12 protein-coding genes are annotated in these 16,591 nt (G+C 61.7%); all 12 read right to left on the bottom strand.

Annotation, left to right across the window (positions count from 1 at the left end; genetic code table 11):
• Nucleotides 1-148: 148 nt before the first annotated feature.
• A complete protein-coding gene (locus CKW07_RS10940; protein ID WP_095144913.1) occupies nt 149-1,600 on the bottom strand; it encodes a mannose-1-phosphate guanylyltransferase/mannose-6-phosphate isomerase in 1,452 nt (483 codons plus the stop codon).
• A gap of 102 nt (nt 1,601-1,702) precedes the next feature.
• On the bottom strand, nt 1,703-2,359 hold the full coding sequence (locus CKW07_RS10935; RefSeq protein WP_095144912.1) for an alginate O-acetyltransferase AlgF: 657 nt from the start codon (nt 2,357-2,359) through the stop codon (nt 1,703-1,705).
• Between the two features lie 14 nt (nt 2,360-2,373).
• Complete coding sequence (locus CKW07_RS10930) at nt 2,374-3,549, bottom strand: alginate O-acetyltransferase (RefSeq protein WP_095144911.1); 1,176 nt, start codon at nt 3,547-3,549, stop codon at nt 2,374-2,376.
• Nucleotides 3,550-3,560: 11 nt separating this feature from the next.
• On the bottom strand, nt 3,561-5,126 hold the full coding sequence (locus CKW07_RS10925) for an MBOAT family protein (protein WP_095144910.1): 1,566 nt from the start codon (nt 5,124-5,126) through the stop codon (nt 3,561-3,563).
• 195 nt (nt 5,127-5,321) lie between these two features.
• Nucleotides 5,322-6,452: a mannuronate-specific alginate lyase gene (locus CKW07_RS10915; RefSeq protein ID WP_095144909.1), complete on the bottom strand. Its 1,131-nt coding sequence runs from the start codon at nt 6,450-6,452 to the stop codon at nt 5,322-5,324.
• Nucleotides 6,453-6,460: 8 nt separating this feature from the next.
• Entirely contained in the window at nt 6,461-7,909 is a 1,449-nt protein-coding gene (locus tag CKW07_RS10910) for an alginate O-acetyltransferase (protein ID WP_095144908.1), read from the bottom strand.
• Between the two features lie 11 nt (nt 7,910-7,920).
• Nucleotides 7,921-9,540 (bottom strand): mannuronan 5-epimerase AlgG, encoded by a 1,620-nt coding sequence (gene algG, locus CKW07_RS10905; protein WP_095144907.1) that lies wholly within the window; start codon nt 9,538-9,540, stop codon nt 7,921-7,923.
• The gene (locus CKW07_RS10900; RefSeq protein ID WP_095144906.1) at nt 9,540-11,027 is read right to left on the bottom strand and encodes an alginate export family protein; all 1,488 of its coding nucleotides are present in this window, start codon (nt 11,025-11,027) and stop codon (nt 9,540-9,542) included. Before CKW07_RS10900 ends, algG begins: the two co-directional genes overlap by 1 nt.
• Nucleotides 11,024-12,430 (bottom strand): alginate biosynthesis TPR repeat lipoprotein AlgK, encoded by a 1,407-nt coding sequence (gene algK / locus CKW07_RS10895; protein WP_095144905.1) that lies wholly within the window; start codon nt 12,428-12,430, stop codon nt 11,024-11,026. Before algK ends, CKW07_RS10900 begins: the two co-directional genes overlap by 4 nt.
• Before the next feature lie 9 nt (nt 12,431-12,439).
• Nucleotides 12,440-13,609, bottom strand: a complete 1,170-nt coding sequence (locus CKW07_RS10890) for an alginate biosynthesis protein Alg44 (RefSeq protein ID WP_095144904.1) — start codon at nt 13,607-13,609, stop codon at nt 12,440-12,442.
• A gap of 35 nt (nt 13,610-13,644) precedes the next feature.
• Complete coding sequence (alg8, locus tag CKW07_RS10885) at nt 13,645-15,126, bottom strand: mannuronan synthase (RefSeq protein WP_371850653.1); 1,482 nt, start codon at nt 15,124-15,126, stop codon at nt 13,645-13,647.
• 95 nt (nt 15,127-15,221) lie between these two features.
• Nucleotides 15,222-16,538 (bottom strand): nucleotide sugar dehydrogenase, encoded by a 1,317-nt coding sequence (locus CKW07_RS10880; protein WP_095144902.1) that lies wholly within the window; start codon nt 16,536-16,538, stop codon nt 15,222-15,224.
• Nucleotides 16,539-16,591: the final 53 nt, after the last annotated feature.

Raw genomic sequence — 16,591 nt, 5'->3', positions numbered from 1 at the left:
GAAGCTGCTTGGCATGCTGGACGTTAGCCATGCGGCATAGCGTTTATACAAGTGCTTAGTGGACGTGCGACAAAGAAAACCCTCGCCCAACCCACTGCGGATAGGGGACGCAGTCGGTTGGACGGGGGCTTCTTGTTTCAGCGATCCATCACTGGGCGATGGTCTTTATCGACACCCCCCGCTCAATCGGCGTCGAGCGACCATAGATATCCTCGAACCGTTCGATATCGTCCTCGCCCAAATAGCTCCCCGATTGCACTTCGATGATCTCGAGCGGGATCTTGCCCGGGTTGCGCAGACGGTGGACCGAGGCGATCGGGATGTAGGTCGACTGGTTTTCGGTGAGCAGGAACACGTTTTCGTCGCAGGTCACTTCCGCGGTGCCACTGACCACGATCCAGTGTTCGGCGCGGTGGTGGTGCATTTGCAATGACAGGCAGGCCCCCGGCTTGACCGAGATGCGCTTGACCTGGAATCGGCCGCCCATGTCCACCGAATCGTAGGAACCCCACGGACGGTAGACTTCGCAATGGTTCAGGGTTTCGCTGCGGCCCTGTTCATTGAGGGTGTTGACCATCTGCTTGACGCCTTGGACCTTGTCCTTGTGGGCGATCATCATGGCGTCCTTGGTTTCGACCACCACGATGTTCTCAAGGCCAATCACCGACACCAGCTTGCCGTTGCCATGGATCATGCAGTTGCGGCTGTCCTGGATCACCACATCGCCCTTGCAGACGTTGCCGTTGGCGTCTTTCTCATGCACGTCCCACAACGATGACCAGCAACCCACATCGCTCCAGCCGGCGGTCAGTGGCACCACGCAGGCACGCTGGGTCTTTTCCATCACCGCGTAGTCGATGGAGTTGTCCGGGCAGCAGGCGAAGGTGGCTTCGTCGAACGTGACCGAGTCGGCATCCTGATGGCTGCGCTCAAGGGTCAGCAGGCAGGTGTCGTAGATATCCGGATCGTGCTTTTTCAGTTCTTCGAGGAAACGACTGGCACGGAACAGGAACATGCCGCTGTTCCAGAAATAGCCGCCGGCCTGGACGAACTCGGTGGCGCGCTTGACGTCGGGTTTTTCGACGAAGTGCGAGACCCGGCTGACGCCTTCGGGCAGCAGCGCGTCGTTGGTGGACTTGATGTAGCCGTAGCCGGTTTCCGGTTTGGTCGCCGGTACACCGAACAACACCATCTCGCCGCGCTCGGCAGCGACGGTGGCCAGGGCCAGGGCACGCTGCAGGGCTTTCTGGTCTTCCAGCACGTGGTCGGCCGGCAGCACCAGCATCAGTTCGTCACGACCTTCATTGACCAGCATCATCGCCGTCAGCGCTACCGCCGGCGCGGTGTTGCGCCCGAAGGGTTCCATGAGGATGCGCTGGGCTTGCAGATTACGGTTGCCCAGTTGCTCGTTGACGATGAAGCGGTGGTCCTTGTTGCAGACCACGATCGGGGTGTCCATGCCCTCGAACACCAGGCGCTCCAGGGTCTGCTGGAACAGGGTGTGTTCACCGGTCAGGGCCAGGAACTGCTTGGGGAATTGTTTGCGCGAAAGCGGCCAAAGACGTGAGCCGCTACCACCGGACAAGATCACTGGAATCATGGTGTTACTCCTAATAAGTGCAGTTGGAAGCTGCAAGCTTCAAGCGGCAAGTTAAAAGCTCTTCACTTGCTGCTTGTGGCTTGTGGCTAATAGCTCGCGCGATCAGCGCGTCGACACCGGGCGTTTCACCCACACTGGCGACAGGCTGCTGCCGCTTCCGGTGACGTACAGCACTGCCGCTTCACCGCGCTCCAGCGCAACGGGTTTCACGTCGCCGACCTTCTGGTCGCCGTCATACAGCGCCAGGCTGACTTTCACCGGGTTGATTTCACGTTCGCCACGGCCCTTGGCGGCAACGCTCTTGACCACTTCGGTCTTGCCGTCGGCGGTCTTCAGGGTCAGGGCCTTGTCACTGAGGTTCTGCACCCGCACCAGGGATTTCTGCTTGTTCTTGAACGGTGGTTCTTCGATCAGTTGGGGTTGGCCGCTGGCGTTGTTGACCAGGGTGTAATAGTGATCGGCCGCCAGTTTCACCGGCAGGGTCTGGCTGCCGACCTTGGCGTTGTAGTCGCCACCGGGCATGAAGCTGAAGTCGCTGCTGGCCAAAGGCGCGACGTCGCTCAGGCTGGTGCTGCCGACCGTGGCGCTGACTTCGGCGTTGCTGGCGTTGTAGATGCGCACGAAGCTCGAGCCTTTCGGCGCGGTCGGGCCGTAGAGCGCGGCATCACCGGCGGCGAAGGCCTGCATCGACAGGGCACTCATGCCCGCGATGAGTGCCAGGGTTTTAGCGAGACGGCGAGGAGTTGTAGTGAAAGTCATGGTGTACCTCTCTTTCAGTTTTGCGCCCGGTCGGGCGTCTCGGATTTGCTGTTGATGGCTACGTTTTGTTGGCGTGCACCGGCTTGTTTGAGCGCGGCGACCCACTGTGGGTCGGCGTCGCCGATTTCGTTGTTCACCGGCAGATATCGTTCAGGGAACTCCCAGATCAGCACTTGCGGCGGGCTGTTCTTGAAGGCGTCGCTTTTCAGGTAGCTGAGCATCGGCAGAATCGGGCCGTGACCGTCTTCGGCGTAATTGACCACATCGCTGTGCAGCGCCTGCTTGAGCGCACCGACAAAGTTCCAGTCGGGGTTGGCGCTGTAGCTGGTACCGATCAGTGCGACCGGTACTTCGGCGTCGGCAAACAGCGCGTCATCACCGACGGATGGATCTTCAACCGCCAGGGTGCGGCGCTTTTGCAAGGCCTCGGTGGCCGGCATCAGATTTTCGAACAGCGGGTCCAGCGGCAGGAACAGGCGCAGGTCGCCCTTGTGGCTGACGTTTTCCGTGGTCTCGGTGACGAAGCGCTGTGGCGGGCCACTGAGCGGCGTCTTGTCGGCAATGGTCCTGGCCAATTGCTCGGCGGCGATTTGTGCGCCCTCCGGGGTCCAGTGGGTGTCGGTACGCAGGAATACTTGCTGACCGTCCTGTTTGGCTTGCTTGAACGGCCCCAGCAGGTCGGGAGCGAGGATCCGGTCGGCGGCCAGGCGGTTGTGGAAGTCCTTGTAGAGATCGGCGTGGATGCTGGCCGGTCTAACCTCGGCCAGGTGTTCCGGGTACAAGCGCGCCTTGGCCGGAACCACCGCCATCACCAGCTGCACGCCGCTGGCCTTGAGGGTCTGGCGCACGCCTTCGACCAGTGCGTAGTTGCCTTGCAGGTTCAGCTCTTCGTTGACGATCGGGTGGAACTCTTCATCGCTGTACAGCCACTGGTCGCGACCGAGCACCACGCCCGGACGACCTTCGTTGAACAGCTTGAAGTCCAGGGCCGCCCACAGGTTGGTGCCCAGGCGCTTGATCGGGAACTGGTCGTCGTAATGGGTTTCCACGGCCTTGGCCCAGCGACCGTTGAGCACGGTGGCGTCGGGGTTGGTGTTGAAGCCGAAGAAGCTGCGCATCGACCACAGGCCCAGGACCATCAGGGTCACCAGGAACAGGGCGATGTAGAACAGACGTAATGAGCGGGTCATGGTCAGATCCCTCAGAACTGGAAGTAAAGGAACGGCGAGAAGCTTTGCGCCGAGAGTTTGAGAATCGAAGCAATGAACAGCAGCAGCACCAGTGCGCGCATCACGTAACGCGACCCGTCAGCCGTCCAGTAGGCGGGTTGCACCTGGGCTTCGACGCCGACGGTGTAGCCAGGCGCGTGGATGCTTGCCGGGTTATCCCCAGGCACGGCTTTGATCAGGCCCGGTTGGGCGGCGGCCGGGCCATCGGCATCGACGTTCACCGCAGGCTTGGTCTTGACCGGTGGCTGGTTGCTGTAGAAGTCGCGCAGGCCGAAGAACGCGAGCGTCACGTAAGCCACGATCAGGGTCGCGACTTGCAGGCCGGTGAGGCTGGCCTGATTGAGCTCCGAGAGCGACCAGTCGCTGAAGCTGAACATCGCGCCGTACATGCGACCGGCGACGTGCAGGTTCTCGGCGCGGAAGATCACCCAGCCCATCACCACCAGCAGGAAGGTCAGGGCCCAGCGCACCGGATTGAAGCTGCGTGGCGAGGTGTTGAGGCCGATGGCTTTTTCAATCGCCAGCCACATGCCGTGCCACGCGCCCCAGACGATGTAAGTGATGTTGGCGCCGTGCCACAGGCCACCGAGCAACATGGTCAGGAACAGGTTGCGGTAAGTGATCAACGTGCCTTTGCGGTTACCGCCCAGGGTGATGTACAGGTAGTCCCGCAGCCAGGTGGACAGGCTGATGTGCCAGCGCCGCCAGAACTCGGTGATCGACTGGCTGATGTAGGGCTGCTTGAAGTTTTCCATGAAGCGGAAACCCATCATCAGCCCCAGGCCGATGGCCATGTCGCTGTAGCCGGAGAAGTCGAAGTACAGCTGTGCGGTGTAGGCCAGCGCACCGAGCCAGGCATCCCCCGTGGTCGGGTTTTGCAGGGCGAAGCAATGGTCGGCGACCACCGCCAGGGTGTCGGCGATGAACACCTTCTTGATGAAGCCCTGCATGAACCGTGTGCAGCCCTCGGAGAATTTGTCGAGGGTGTGGGTGCGGTGGTTGAACTGGTCGGCCAGGTCGCGAAAGCGCAACACGGGACCGGCGATCAGGTGCGGGAAGATCGCCACGAACGCCGCGAAGTCGATCAGGTTGCGGGTCGCCGGCGTGTCGCCACGGTAGACGTCGATGATGTAGCTGATGGACTCGAAGATGTAGAACGAGATCCCGATCGGCAACAGCACATGGGTCAGGATGAACGGCTCAAGTCCCACCGAGGTCATCATGGCGTTGATGCTGTCGACGCCGAAGTTGGCGTACTTGAAGTAGCCCAGGATGCACAGGTCGACGGCCACGCCCAGCAGCAGCCAGCGCTGCGCCGGCTTGGTCCTGACGCCGGCGGCGCCGACTTTCAGGCCGATCCAGTAGTTCCACAGCGTGACGGCGGCGAACAATGCCAGGAAGTCCACGCGCCACCAGGCATAGAACACATAGCTGGCGATCAATAGCAGCAGGTTGCGATAGCGTTGCCCGCTCAAGTAGTACATGCCGAGAAAGATCGGCAAGAACAAAAACAGGAACACGTTGGATGAAAACACCATCCCGGTCTCTCCTTGTTGAACTCACAGTCAAGGGCCAATGGCCCCCCCAAACCCCCCACGAATAACCGTGGAGGGCGGTATTACATTCACTGCCAACCTGGGTAGGAGCGAGCTTGCTCGCGAAGGTCGTCAACGATGACGCGGGGCACCTTGAAAAACGCGGTGCCTGTGCGTCCTTCGCGAGCAAGCTCGCTCCTACAGGGAGTGGCCTTTGTTGGTCTTTTCGTTGGTCGGGTCATAGACCCTGGTCAGGTCGCCACCCAGGCGGAAGGTCTTGAACGGTTGCATCTGCCGTTTGCGTTTCAGCACATCCGGCGTGCAGGTGTAGAGCGAGCAGTACGGTTCGAGCCAGGCGAACTTCGAGTCGACTTTCAGGTCGGTCATGTCCTGCTCCTTGCCGTTCTTTCTCTCGAAGGCTTCAGGGTCTTTCGCCCCGGTCAGCACCCGCTCACCCAGACGCTTGAGCGCAGCGTTGTTTTCCTGGCGCAGGTCGACACCGTTGACCTGGGCGAAGCTGGCGATCATCGCCAGCGGCGGCAGGGCGTAGTTGTGATAGGCCAACGCCCGTTGCTGGCGCTTGAGTTCGTTGGGCAAGAAACTCTGGGCGTCGACCTGGTTGGCGCCGACCTTGAACTCCTTGACCGCCCAGTCGAACAGGTCGCGGCGGTTGGTGGCGACCGAGGTCGCCATCACTGACCAGGCAGCCCAGTACGAATGGTTGTTGGTTTTATCCAGCGGCAGGTTGTCCCAGTCGCTGACCACCTGGTCGGCCATCTTGCTGAACCAGGCTTCGATCAACTGTGCCTCTTGCGGGTGAGCCGCCAGTGGACGGGAGTTGGAGAACTTCAGGCGGATGTAGGCCGAGGCCATGCTGCCCAGCGCCCATTTGCGCATCGACTTGCCGGTGTGGTTGAAGTCCTTGGACATCAACGCATCGGCCTTGGCCCAGGCCGTCAACCAACTGAGGGTGCAGTCGAGCTGTTCCGGGCGACCATCACGCATGAACTGCATCACCTGCTTGCTGGTACCGCGCTCGATTGCGGTGATGTCGGCGGTGGCGTCGCGAAAGGCTTTTTCCGATTCCCGGTTCAGGGTCGAACGGGCCTTGTCCGAGCCTTCGTACTTGCTGCGAAATTGCAGGGCACCGGTGTACGGCGTCGGTATTGCGTCGCAGCCTTCGCCACTGTTGCCGGTCTTGAATTTATCCACAGGCGCAAAATAGCCCTGGGGTGGACTCAGTGCCTCGGCTGCCTGGGTGACCCCGGCGAACATCGCCAGGCTCAGGAGCGTTGGTGCCAACAGGTGTTTCAGCGTCGCAGTGTGCATGGCAGACCTCATTGCCCAAGCTGGGCGGTACGTTGCCCAGCGCTCGGGAATACGTTGCGTTTGCAGATTTTCGCTTCGATTTTTTGCCCCGCGGCGCCCGCTTCCGGGCCCTGGACTTCAAGGGCCAGCAGGTTCTGCGAGGCCCAGTCTTCATCGGTGCGCAATTCAAAGGCGAAGCGACCGTCGGTGTCGGCGGTTTCCGGTTTGTCGATCTTGATGTCCTCGTGGCGACCGTTCATGTACCAGAGGGTGGCTTGCAGGGTTTTCACCGACGGGTCGGCGAAACGAATATCGACCTGGTGGCTGCTGTTGCGCAGGTCCATGTTCTGGCGGTTGACCATCAACTCGTTCTTGCCGGGCTTGAGCGTGGTGCTGCTGCTCATCAGCGCGTCCTTGCCTTCGCACCCGTTATCGAGCAGCGCCATCATCTGGCGGTAGATGGTTTCCTGGTCCAGGCGATACAACGGTGAGAACTCCCAGATGAGGATTTTCGGTGGGGTCTTCTGGAACTCGTCGCTGCCCAGGTACTGCAGCATCGAGCCTTCCAGGCCGCCGCCGGGGAAGGCGACGTTGAGAATGTCGGCGCCGATGGCCTCTTCCAGGAACCCGGAGAAGTTGTAGTTCTTGCCGCTGTGGCTGGTGCCAACCAGGGTGATCTGCGGGTTGCCGGCATCGCTGAACAGGTCGCCGTCCGCCGCCTCGCCCTTGGGCTCGGTGGTGAACTGGTCCATGTACTGGATGGCATAACTGGTGCCGCACAGTTGCCCGGCCATGTTGTGCAGGGTGCCGGTCTTGCCCATGCGTCCGGTCTTTTTGGTTTCGAACTCACGCTTGGGAATATCGGCGAACCCTGGCAGTTGCTTAACCTTCTCAGCGACGATTTTTGCCGTGCGTTGGGCGCCGTACGGGGTCCAGTGCTGGTCGCCACGGAAGTAGAAATCGTGGGCGGGCAGGGTCTCGGGCAGTGATTCGTTGGCCAGTGGCGAGAGGTCCGGCACCACGTAGCCCATCTCGGCAAAACGCCCGAGCATGGTCTGGTAGTTTTTCAGCGCCTTGTCGTAATCGAACGCGGCCTTTTCCTCGGGGTTGAGTTTGTTGCGGTTCACCAGGCCACGGGTCGGCTGGTAGACCACCACCAGTTCAATGCCTTTGCTCTTGAACGCATCGTGCAGTTGCTTGAGGCGGCGGTAGCCTTCGGCCGTGGTAGTGAATTCGGTGCGCAGGTCTTCCCGGGTACGGAACAACCAGTCGCCTTGCGCCTGCACCAGGGTGGTGAAGTTTTGCTGATAGCGGGTGGTGTAGTTTTTCGCGTCGTGGGCCTCGGGGCACAGGTTGCAGCACGGCTCGGCGGTAAAGGCCGGTGCCTTGCCTTCGTCCGCGCTGGCCGCAAGGCTGGCAGTGAACATGGCCGCGGTCAGGCCGGTGAGGCTGAACAGTTTGATCAGATGTGGCTTCATGAATGTCATCCTCAGTCGCGCATGTCGGTCTGGCGTTCGACGGGGTCGATCAGCACGGCTTTTTGCTGGCGCACCAACAGGTCGAGGATTTCGTCCTGGCGTTCGCCCAGGATCCCCGAGAAGCTGATGCCACTGGATTTGGTCGGGGCAAGCATCGACACCCGGTACAGCTCGACGCTCAACGGCGAGTCGATGGACATCGGTCCGCTGCCGTTGGCCGCCAGTTCACCGCCGACCACGATCAGCGACACCTGGGCATCGAACGGGTCGAGCTTGATGTCACGGTCGGTGTCGCTCAGGTCCTTGATGTGGCCGTAGACGCCGGTCAGGCCGTTGGCCATGGCGACATTTTCGTAGAGACGAATGTTCACGCTGTTACGAATACGAATGCCGTGGCGCTGGTTGCTGATCACCTTGTTGCCCCACAGCAGGTTGTCGGCACTCTCGTAGAGGGTGATGCCGTCGGTGTGGTTGCGGTAGATCTCGTTGTAGGCGATCAGGTTGTTGACGCTGTTACGGTCGATCACCAGCCCTGACAACTTGTTGTCGTAGCTGCGGTTGTTGAAGATGAAGCTGTCATTCACTTCACGGGAAATGATGATGCCGTGCTTCTTCTTCGTGCCATGGACGGTGTTGTCCGCGATGATCAGGCCATGGGAGCGGTCGTGGGGGTCGATGCCGTAGACGATGTTGTCGCGGTAGGTGTTGCCCTTGACCACGAAGTCCCGGGTCTCATAGCAGTAGAAGCCGTACCACATGTCCGAGAACTCGGAACCGATGATCCAGCCGGTCGGTTCCGGGCGCTTGAGCACCCTGGCCATGTTGGGCGTGTACTGGGAAATACTCACCCCGTAGGACTTACTGTTGGCGTAGCCGAAGCTGGCCATCTTGCTGTTGACGATGTACGTCTGGGTGCCACCCCAGGCCAGCAGGAACGGGCGGAACTCCTTGGGCGAGCGGAAGCTCGCCGGGCCGTTTTCCTTCTCGCGCCAGCCGGTGATTTTCGTGTCGCGCACGAACAGCTGGCCGTCGTTGACCAGGAACGAACCGGCCTCTTCGGACAGGCGCAACTCCTGGGTCTGCTGGTCGATGTCGAGGATGCCCTTGGCCCCGACCACGATCGGCAACCTGGCCAGGAACACGCCCGGTGCCGTTTCGCTGAAGTACTGCTTGGGCAGTGTCTTGGCCAGGTCCTTGAGGTTCAGGTAGCCGTCGTCGATAAAGATCGCCTGGGGGATGCCGTGTTGACGCACCACCCATTCGGCCATCTTGTTATCGCCGCCGATGAAGTCCTTCAGCGCGTCTTCCTGCATCATCCGCCGCACGCTGACCTTGCCGGCCTTGCTGCGCACGATCTTCGCCTCGACCGCTTGCGCGGTGTAGCCGGACAGGTCGGGCAAGGTCGGCGCCGCCAGTTCCAGTGGCGCGGTCGGTGCGCTGCTGACGGTGTAGGTCTTGGCCTGCTGCAGTTCCTTGGCCACGGTCACCGGTTTGCCTTTCTGGGCAGGCGCGGCAGGTTCGACGCTGGCAAGCGCTGCGTTACTGGCCAGCAGCAACGCAGCAGCCAACAGGCCGAGCGAACGGTTGGTCGCTGGGATGTTCATCCGGGGCACTCCCTTGGCGGCTTGCATCAGAAGTGCCAGATCACGTCGACGAATGCGCGGTGCATGTACGAATCGACCTGGTTGCCATAGGCGTCGCCCGGTTTGAACACGCCGCCGCGAACGCGCACCAGTGCTGCCGGTTCATCGATCGACTGGCTCAGGTTCGCTGGCAGCAAGCCGTGCTTGAAGTACTTGGTGACCACCAGGTCGACTTCCTGGCCGAGGTCTTTATTGCCGTCTTCCAGTGGCAGCGAGGTGCTGGACAGCAGGGCGCCGGTGACGTCGTCGTAGTTGTTTTCCACGGCATTGATGCCGTTGCTGCCGACCGGCTTGTTGCCGTCGACACGCCAGAACTTGTGGTAGACCAGGCTGGCGTCGTAGTCGTCCTGGAGCATCCAGGAGCCGAACAGGGTGGCGCTCTGCATGTTGTTCATCTCGCCGCGGAACGCTTCGCCAAAACGGTGAACCCGTGAGCGCGTGCCGGTGTAGTTGGAGCGGTTGCTTTGCAGGCCGTTCTGTTCGTAATCGCTGCTGGCGCGGGCGTAGGCCGCACCGACTTGCCATTGCGGATCAAGGCGCAGACGCACCCCCAGGTCCGTGGCCCAGCCGTCGACGTCGCCGCTGCGCTTGGCATCGACCGGCTGGCCGCCATCGGCATTGAGCGGGTTGACGGTGTCACGATCGCCGGTCATGCCGGTGATGCTCGCCCAGTAGTTGACTGTGTTGGTGTTGCGCCAGTTATAGGCGTCGCTGTTGGCTTCCAGGCCGACCCAGCTCAGGTCGCCGTTCTGTTTCTTGTCGCTGGCATCAGGCACTTCGCCGGGTGTCGGGTAGTCCAGCTTGCCGTCGTCGTGGGTATGGTGGGCACGCAGGCCGACCCATTGCCCCGGTGTCCATTGGGTCGCGATATCGCCGTACAGGTGCAGGCGATCCTTGTCCTCGGGTGCCAGCTCGGTCAGGTCGGTACGGTATTCGCTGAAACGTTCGGCAACGCCGACGTTGGCTTTCAACAGGGTGGTGTCGAAGGTCCAGTTCAGCGCTTCGATGTTGGTGTCGCGCCATTGGCCGTCGTCGTTGCGCAGACGCTGGCGACCGAACTTGAGGACCTCGCCGGGGTAGGGGGTCAGGCCGCCGTAGCCGACCCAGAACTCACGCATCGCCAGGTAGTTCTTTTTGCTCTCGCGGCCATCGTCGTTGCTGCCCTGGGTGCCCTCAGTGTCGGACTGCTGCAGGGTGTCGGTCTCGATGATGTCGGTGGAGGTCACGGCCTGGCCCATGGCGAAGGCACTCCAGTTGCCGCTTTCGCCGTAGACCCACGGACGCACGTCCAGGCCCACGCCGTTGACGTCGCCGCCAGGCAGCGTGCCCAGGTCGCGGTCGTCCTCGGATTGGCCGGTGATCTTCACGTCCAGGCCGAAGTTCTTGGTGTCAGTCATCGCGGCCAGTGTCGGGCACGACCACAATAGGGCAAAGCTCAGGCCGATGCCGGCTTTCACAAAGGGGTTCAACTTCATAGGGATTCCTCGCCGTCTTCTGCTTGCAGGGCCTGCGCGGCCATTGGGTTGTGGCTCAAGGCGCCACGCATGGCCTGTTCTTGTCGCAACAGGCGTTGGGCCTCGGCCAGTTGCGCAGGGGGCAGTTGGGCTTCGAGTGTGTTTGCCAGTTCGTTGGCTTGCGGGGTGTTCTGGGCCTTGGCCAGTTGGCTGAAGACATAGGCATTGAGCGGGTCGGGCCGGGTGCCCTTGCCTTGGGAGAACAACTGGGCAATGGCGAAGTCGGCGCTGTTCTGGCCGTTGCGCGCAGCCGTCAGCAAGTGGTCCAGGGCTTTTTGCGGATAGACCTGGCCCAGGTAGCCTCGGCGGTAGATCTGCCCCAGGTAGTAGTCGGCGGCGACTTCCTTGCCCACGGCTTTCTGGAAATGCGCTTCGGCGACCTTGGCGTCGGCCGGTACCCATTTGCCTTCGTAGTAGAGCTTGCCCAACAGCAATTCGGCCCGCGGCTGATCAGCGGCGCGGCCGTTGTCCAGGTAGTGCATCAGCGTGTCGACGTCACCCAGTTCGGGGAAGTCGTAGAGCAACTGTGCCAGGCTGACCCAGGATGCCGGGTAGCCTGGAGCAATCTGCTCCAGCATGGCTTGCGCGGTTTTTTCGTCCGGCTTGCCGAGGCTGGCATCGCTCAGGACCCGGGCGACGCTGTCCATGCGTTGAGCGGACACGGCGCCACGGGCAAACGCGGCGTGCAGTTGCTTGAGCAGTTCTGCCTGTTGCTCGGGCTGGGCACGTTTCTGATAGACCGTGGCCAACTCGACGTAGCAGATGTCGGTGGTGGTGAGTGCGGCTTTGCAGATGCGCTCGACGTCGTCCAGGTGTTGGTCGTACGTGCCCTGTGTGCGATACAGCAGCACCTGGGCCAGACCGGCTTCCGGGTAACCGGCGGTGCGCCACTGACTGATCTGTTGCTGAGCGTTGACTTCGGGGAAGCTGTGGGGATATTGCAGGTACAGCATGGCCAGCGGGATCAGGGTGTTGCCTTCGCCATTGGCGAAGGCCTTTTTCAACAGGCCTTCGGCCTCATGGCGCTCGGCGTCGGTCGACCCCGGCTTGGCCACCAGCAGGCGCCCCAGGCGGGCCTGGGCCCGTGGCGAGATGTCGGCGGCCGCGCGGTAGGTGGCTTCGGCCGCCGTGATCTGGGCCGGGTCACGGCTTTCCACTTGCAGGTCGGCCAGGCCAACCTGGGCTTCGCTGTACCCCAGGTCCGCCAGTTGTTTGTAGTTCTGCTGCGCCAGCGCCGTGTCACCGCGTTTCAGGGCTTCATTGGCCAGGCGCTGGTCGGGCAGGCCGGCACAGCCAGCCAGGGCGATTGCCATGGCCAGGGTCAACGGCACCGGCAAGGTTCTGATAGGGCTAGTCACAGGCATGTCCTCTGCTTAAAGACCGGCGGCCATGGCTTTGTCGATCAGCCAGTTCACCGATGGGCCGCGGTCGCTGCTGACTTCCACCGGGCGGCCGGCGAAGGTGCTGTTCAGTGGCTCATCCGGCTTGATCTGCACGCGAATGTCGGACGACAGGTCGGCGCCGTTGAGGCTGGTGCTGCTGATGATCTTGCCGGTGCGCAGGCTGTCGTCGCCGGCCACCTGGAAGTTCACGGAGGTGCCGGGGCGCACGTCGGCGAACTGGCGATAGGAGAAGCGGGCCTCGACATTGGCCTCGCTGTTACGCGGCACCAACTGGAAGATCACGTCACCCTTGCTGGCGTACTGACCGTCGGCAACCATCTGCCGGGCCACGGTGCAGTCGCAGGGCGAGGTGAGGGTGCCGGTCATTTGCTTGCCGAACAGCTCTTCAACCTTGGCCGGCTGCAGCTGGTCCTGATCCAGATGGCCCTTGAGTACGTCGAGCATGCTGGTGCTGAACGTCGCCAGCGGCGCGCCCTTGGCGGCGACGCCATCGGTCTGGATCAGGCTCTGCACCGTGCCGTCGCGGGGCATGGTCACGTTCATGCCCGGCACATTCACCAGCCCGGCCTGGGCATGGCTGACGAAGTACATGCCATACACCGACTTGAGAATGAACCCGAAGGCTGCCAGGCCCACGACGAAGATCCCGGCACTGAACGTCACCGCGCGCAAACGCCCGAGTGCGCTCATGCCACTGCCGCCGTCCTTGAGCTTGCGCGCCTTGGTGAAGTTGTCCCGTTGCAGGGTCGCCAGTACGTCACCCATGGTCACGATGTCACCGGACAGGTGCGAGGTGATCAGGTGACGCAGGGTGGAGATGTCCTGCGGTTCCAGGTTCTGGAACTGGCAGCCGGTGCGACCGCTCTGGCGATCGTACGAGCGGACCTGCAATTCGACGTCCATCGCCAGGCCGAGGTTGTCGATCAGGAATTGCAGTCGGGCCTTTTTCACTTCACCGACCTTGAACACTATCTGCCCGGCGTTGAAGCTCAGGCCACCGGCGGACAGGTCGATCAGGCGTGTCTCCACAGGCGTACGGTCCGGGCCGAAGAAGCGCAGCCTGGCCGGGATTTTGACCCGGGCGTGCTGGCGCTGGGCTTCGGATTCATGCACTACGTTGACGTTCACGGCGGTATTCATAGGGGCGATTTCCTAGTTAATTCAGGCAAGGCGGTTCAGACCATCATCAGCAGCACGGCGACGAAAATACTGCCGGCGGAGAAGGTCATGGTCCGAGACGACCAGGTGTTGAACCAACGTTGAAAGCTGGCGAGATCACGGGTCAGGGAAGTGGGCTGGCGAGTCCAGGACTGTTGGTCGAGGCGGAAGAACACGTAGATCTTCACCAGCGCGCCGACGATCTGGTTGTAATAGAGAATCGCCGGGTAGGCCGGGCCGATCCGGTGGCCGGAGCAGGACAGCAGCAGGGTCAGGATCAGGCGGGTGATGCCGATCCACAGCAGGTACACCAGAATGAACGCGGTGCCGTACTTGAAGCTGGCGATCAGCGCCACGGTCAGGCCGAGCAGGGAGGTCCACATCGACACGCGCTGATCGAACAGCACCACCGAGGTGAACGCACCGAGGCGTTTCACCCCAAGGCCGAGGGCCCGGGAGTTCTGCCGCAGGTTGTTGCCGTACCAGCGGAACATCAGCTTGCGGCTGGCCTTGATGAAGCTCTTTTCCGGCGGATGCTCGACGGTGTTGATCGCGGCGTCGGGCACGTAGAAGGTGTCGTAGCCCAGGCGCATCAGGCTGAACCAGCTCGACTTGTCGTCGCCGGTGAGGAACTTGAAACGACCCAGGCGCCAGTGTTGCAGCGAGTCGCTTTCCACGTCGGCGATGAATTCCGGGTTGGTGACCACGGTGGCACGGAACACCGACATGCGCCCGGTCATGGTCAACACGCGCTTGGACAGGGCCATCGAGCACATGTTGATGTGACGCTGGGCGAAACGCAGCTTGTGCCATTCGCTCATGATGTAGCCGCCGCGCACTTCGCAGAACTCGTTGGTGGTCAGGCCGCCGACGTTGCCGAACAGCTGGAACCACGGCACGGTCTTGCGCACCGTGCCTTCGCCGAGCACGGTGTCACCATCGATCACGGCGACCACGGCGCGGTCATCCGGCAGGTGGCGGGAGATGGCGCGGAAACCGTAGGCCAGGCCGTCGCGCTTGCCGGTGCCGGGAATGCGCACGAAGTCGAGCTTGACCCGGGCAGGCGGATTCATCCGGTTCCACAGGCTTTTGACCAGCAGTTCATCGGACATTTCGACGATGGAGCAGACCACGGTGGTCGGCAACTCGCAGTCGATCGCTTCGCGGATCACCGAGCTGTAGACCTGCGCGGTGGTCAGCGCATCGATACGGAAACTGGTGACCATCAAAAACACATGGGACGGGTCCGCCGCCTTGCCCAGCTTGCGCACTTTGCGCCGCAGGTGCGGGTAGACCACGTACAGGAACAGCATGCCGCGCACAAAGTGCGTGGCACCCATCGAGTAGCGCCAGATACCCACGGCGCCAATCAGGAAAATGAAGTCCTTCGATTCGGAGTCGAACGTGGACGCGGGCAGCGCGAGGGCGAGCCCCATCAGCAAACATAAAAACAACAGCCAACCGGCGGCCTGAAGTAGGCCGTGCTTTAGCCTGTGCATAATCAACATCCGTCGGAGTGGAGGGGCCCCAAGCGGCAAGCCACAAGGCTCGAGTGAGGAGCTTTGAACTTGCCGCTTGAAGCTTGAAGCTGCTCTTACCAACAGATGCCTTCAGTCCGGCCACTCGCGCTGGTGGCCTTGGACATGAAGCCAACCAGGTCGATGACCTGCTTGCCGTCCGGCGCGGTCTCGGCCAGGGCGCGGAACTTCTCGTCGCGGTTGCCCAGGATGATCACGTCGCTGTTGTCGATCACCGAGTCGAAGTCGGCGTTGAGCAGGGACGAGACGTGAGGGATCTTCGACTCGATGTAGTCCTTGTTCGCACCGTGAACGCGGGCGTATTCGACGTTGCTGTCGTAGATGCTCAGGTCATAGCCCTTGCCGATCAGCATTTCCGCCAGGTCGACCAGCGGGCTTTCGCGCAGGTCGTCGGTGCCGGCCTTGAAGCTCAGGCCGAGCAGGGCGACTTTGCGTTTGTCGTGGCTCTTGACGATGTCGAAGGCGTTCTGCACCTGGGACTCGTTACTGCGCATCAGCGAGTTGAGCAGCGGTGCTTCTACGTCCAGGGTGCCGGCGCGGTAAGTCAGGGCGCGCACGTCCTTGGGCAGGCAGGAGCCGCCGAAGGCAAAGCCTGGGCGCATGTAGTACTGGGACAGATTGAGGGTCTTGTCCTGGCAGACCACGTCCATCACTTCACGACCATCGACACCGACGGCCTTGGCGATGTTGCCGATCTCGTTGGCGAAGGTCACCTTGGCGGCGTGCCAGACGTTGCAGGTGTACTTGATCATCTCGGCCACGGCGATGTCCTTGCGGATAATCGGCGCATCGAGCTCTTCGTACAGCGATTGCAGGACGTCGCCGGACGCTTTGTCGAATTCGCCGATGACGGTCATGGGTGGCTGGTCGTAGTCGGCGATGGCGGTGCTTTCGCGCAGGAACTCAGGGTTCACGGCTACGCCGAAATCAACACCGGCCTTCTTGCCGGAGCAGTCTTCGAGAATCGGGATGACCACGTTGGCCACGGTGCCCGGCAGCACGGTGCTGCGCACGACGATGGTGTGGCGGGTGGTCTTGTCGCGCAGGACAAAACCGATCTCACGGCACACGGCCTCGATGTAGTTCAGTTCCAGATCGCCGTTTTTCTTGCTCGGTGTGCCGACGCAGATCATCGACAGGTCAGTGTCACGGATCGCCTCGGCGAAGTTGGTCGTGCCACGCAGGCGACCGGTCTGGATACCTTGTGCCAGAAGTTCACCCAGTCCCGGTTCAACGATCGGTGAACGACCGGCGTTGATCATGTCGATCTTGTCTTTGGCGACATCAACGCCAACCACGTCGTGGCCCCGTGCAGACAGGCAACCGGCACATACTGCGCCGACGTAACCCAAACCAAATATGCTGATGCGCATCGCATTTACCTCTGTATATATCACGCCATTAAATGGCCGAAGTTAATAGTGTT

It is taken from the genome of Pseudomonas sp. Irchel s3b6 (genome assembly GCF_900187415.1).
Taxonomy (GTDB): Bacteria; Pseudomonadota; Gammaproteobacteria; order Pseudomonadales; family Pseudomonadaceae; genus Aquipseudomonas.
This window is presented reverse-complemented; position numbering and strand designations above follow the sequence as displayed.

What these genes read in the sequence shown, in the direction of transcription:
- CKW07_RS10940 (WP_095144913.1), bottom strand. Translation starts at nt 1,600, where the DNA reads ATGATTCCAGTGATCTTGTCCGGTGGTAGCGGCTCACGTCTTTGGCCG.
- CKW07_RS10935 (WP_095144912.1), bottom strand. Translation starts at nt 2,359, where the DNA reads ATGACTTTCACTACAACTCCTCGCCGTCTCGCTAAAACCCTGGCACTC.
- CKW07_RS10930 (WP_095144911.1), bottom strand. Translation starts at nt 3,549, where the DNA reads ATGACCCGCTCATTACGTCTGTTCTACATCGCCCTGTTCCTGGTGACC.
- CKW07_RS10925 (WP_095144910.1), bottom strand. Translation starts at nt 5,126, where the DNA reads ATGGTGTTTTCATCCAACGTGTTCCTGTTTTTGTTCTTGCCGATCTTT.
- CKW07_RS10915 (WP_095144909.1), bottom strand. Translation starts at nt 6,452, where the DNA reads ATGCACACTGCGACGCTGAAACACCTGTTGGCACCAACGCTCCTGAGC.
- CKW07_RS10910 (WP_095144908.1), bottom strand. Translation starts at nt 7,909, where the DNA reads ATGAAGCCACATCTGATCAAACTGTTCAGCCTCACCGGCCTGACCGCG.
- algG (WP_095144907.1), bottom strand. Translation starts at nt 9,540, where the DNA reads ATGCAAGCCGCCAAGGGAGTGCCCCGGATGAACATCCCAGCGACCAAC.
- CKW07_RS10900 (WP_095144906.1), bottom strand. Translation starts at nt 11,027, where the DNA reads ATGAAGTTGAACCCCTTTGTGAAAGCCGGCATCGGCCTGAGCTTTGCC.
- algK (WP_095144905.1), bottom strand. Translation starts at nt 12,430, where the DNA reads ATGCCTGTGACTAGCCCTATCAGAACCTTGCCGGTGCCGTTGACCCTG.
- CKW07_RS10890 (WP_095144904.1), bottom strand. Translation starts at nt 13,609, where the DNA reads ATGAATACCGCCGTGAACGTCAACGTAGTGCATGAATCCGAAGCCCAG.
- alg8 (WP_371850653.1), bottom strand. Translation starts at nt 15,126, where the DNA reads ATGCACAGGCTAAAGCACGGCCTACTTCAGGCCGCCGGTTGGCTGTTG.
- CKW07_RS10880 (WP_095144902.1), bottom strand. Translation starts at nt 16,538, where the DNA reads ATGCGCATCAGCATATTTGGTTTGGGTTACGTCGGCGCAGTATGTGCC.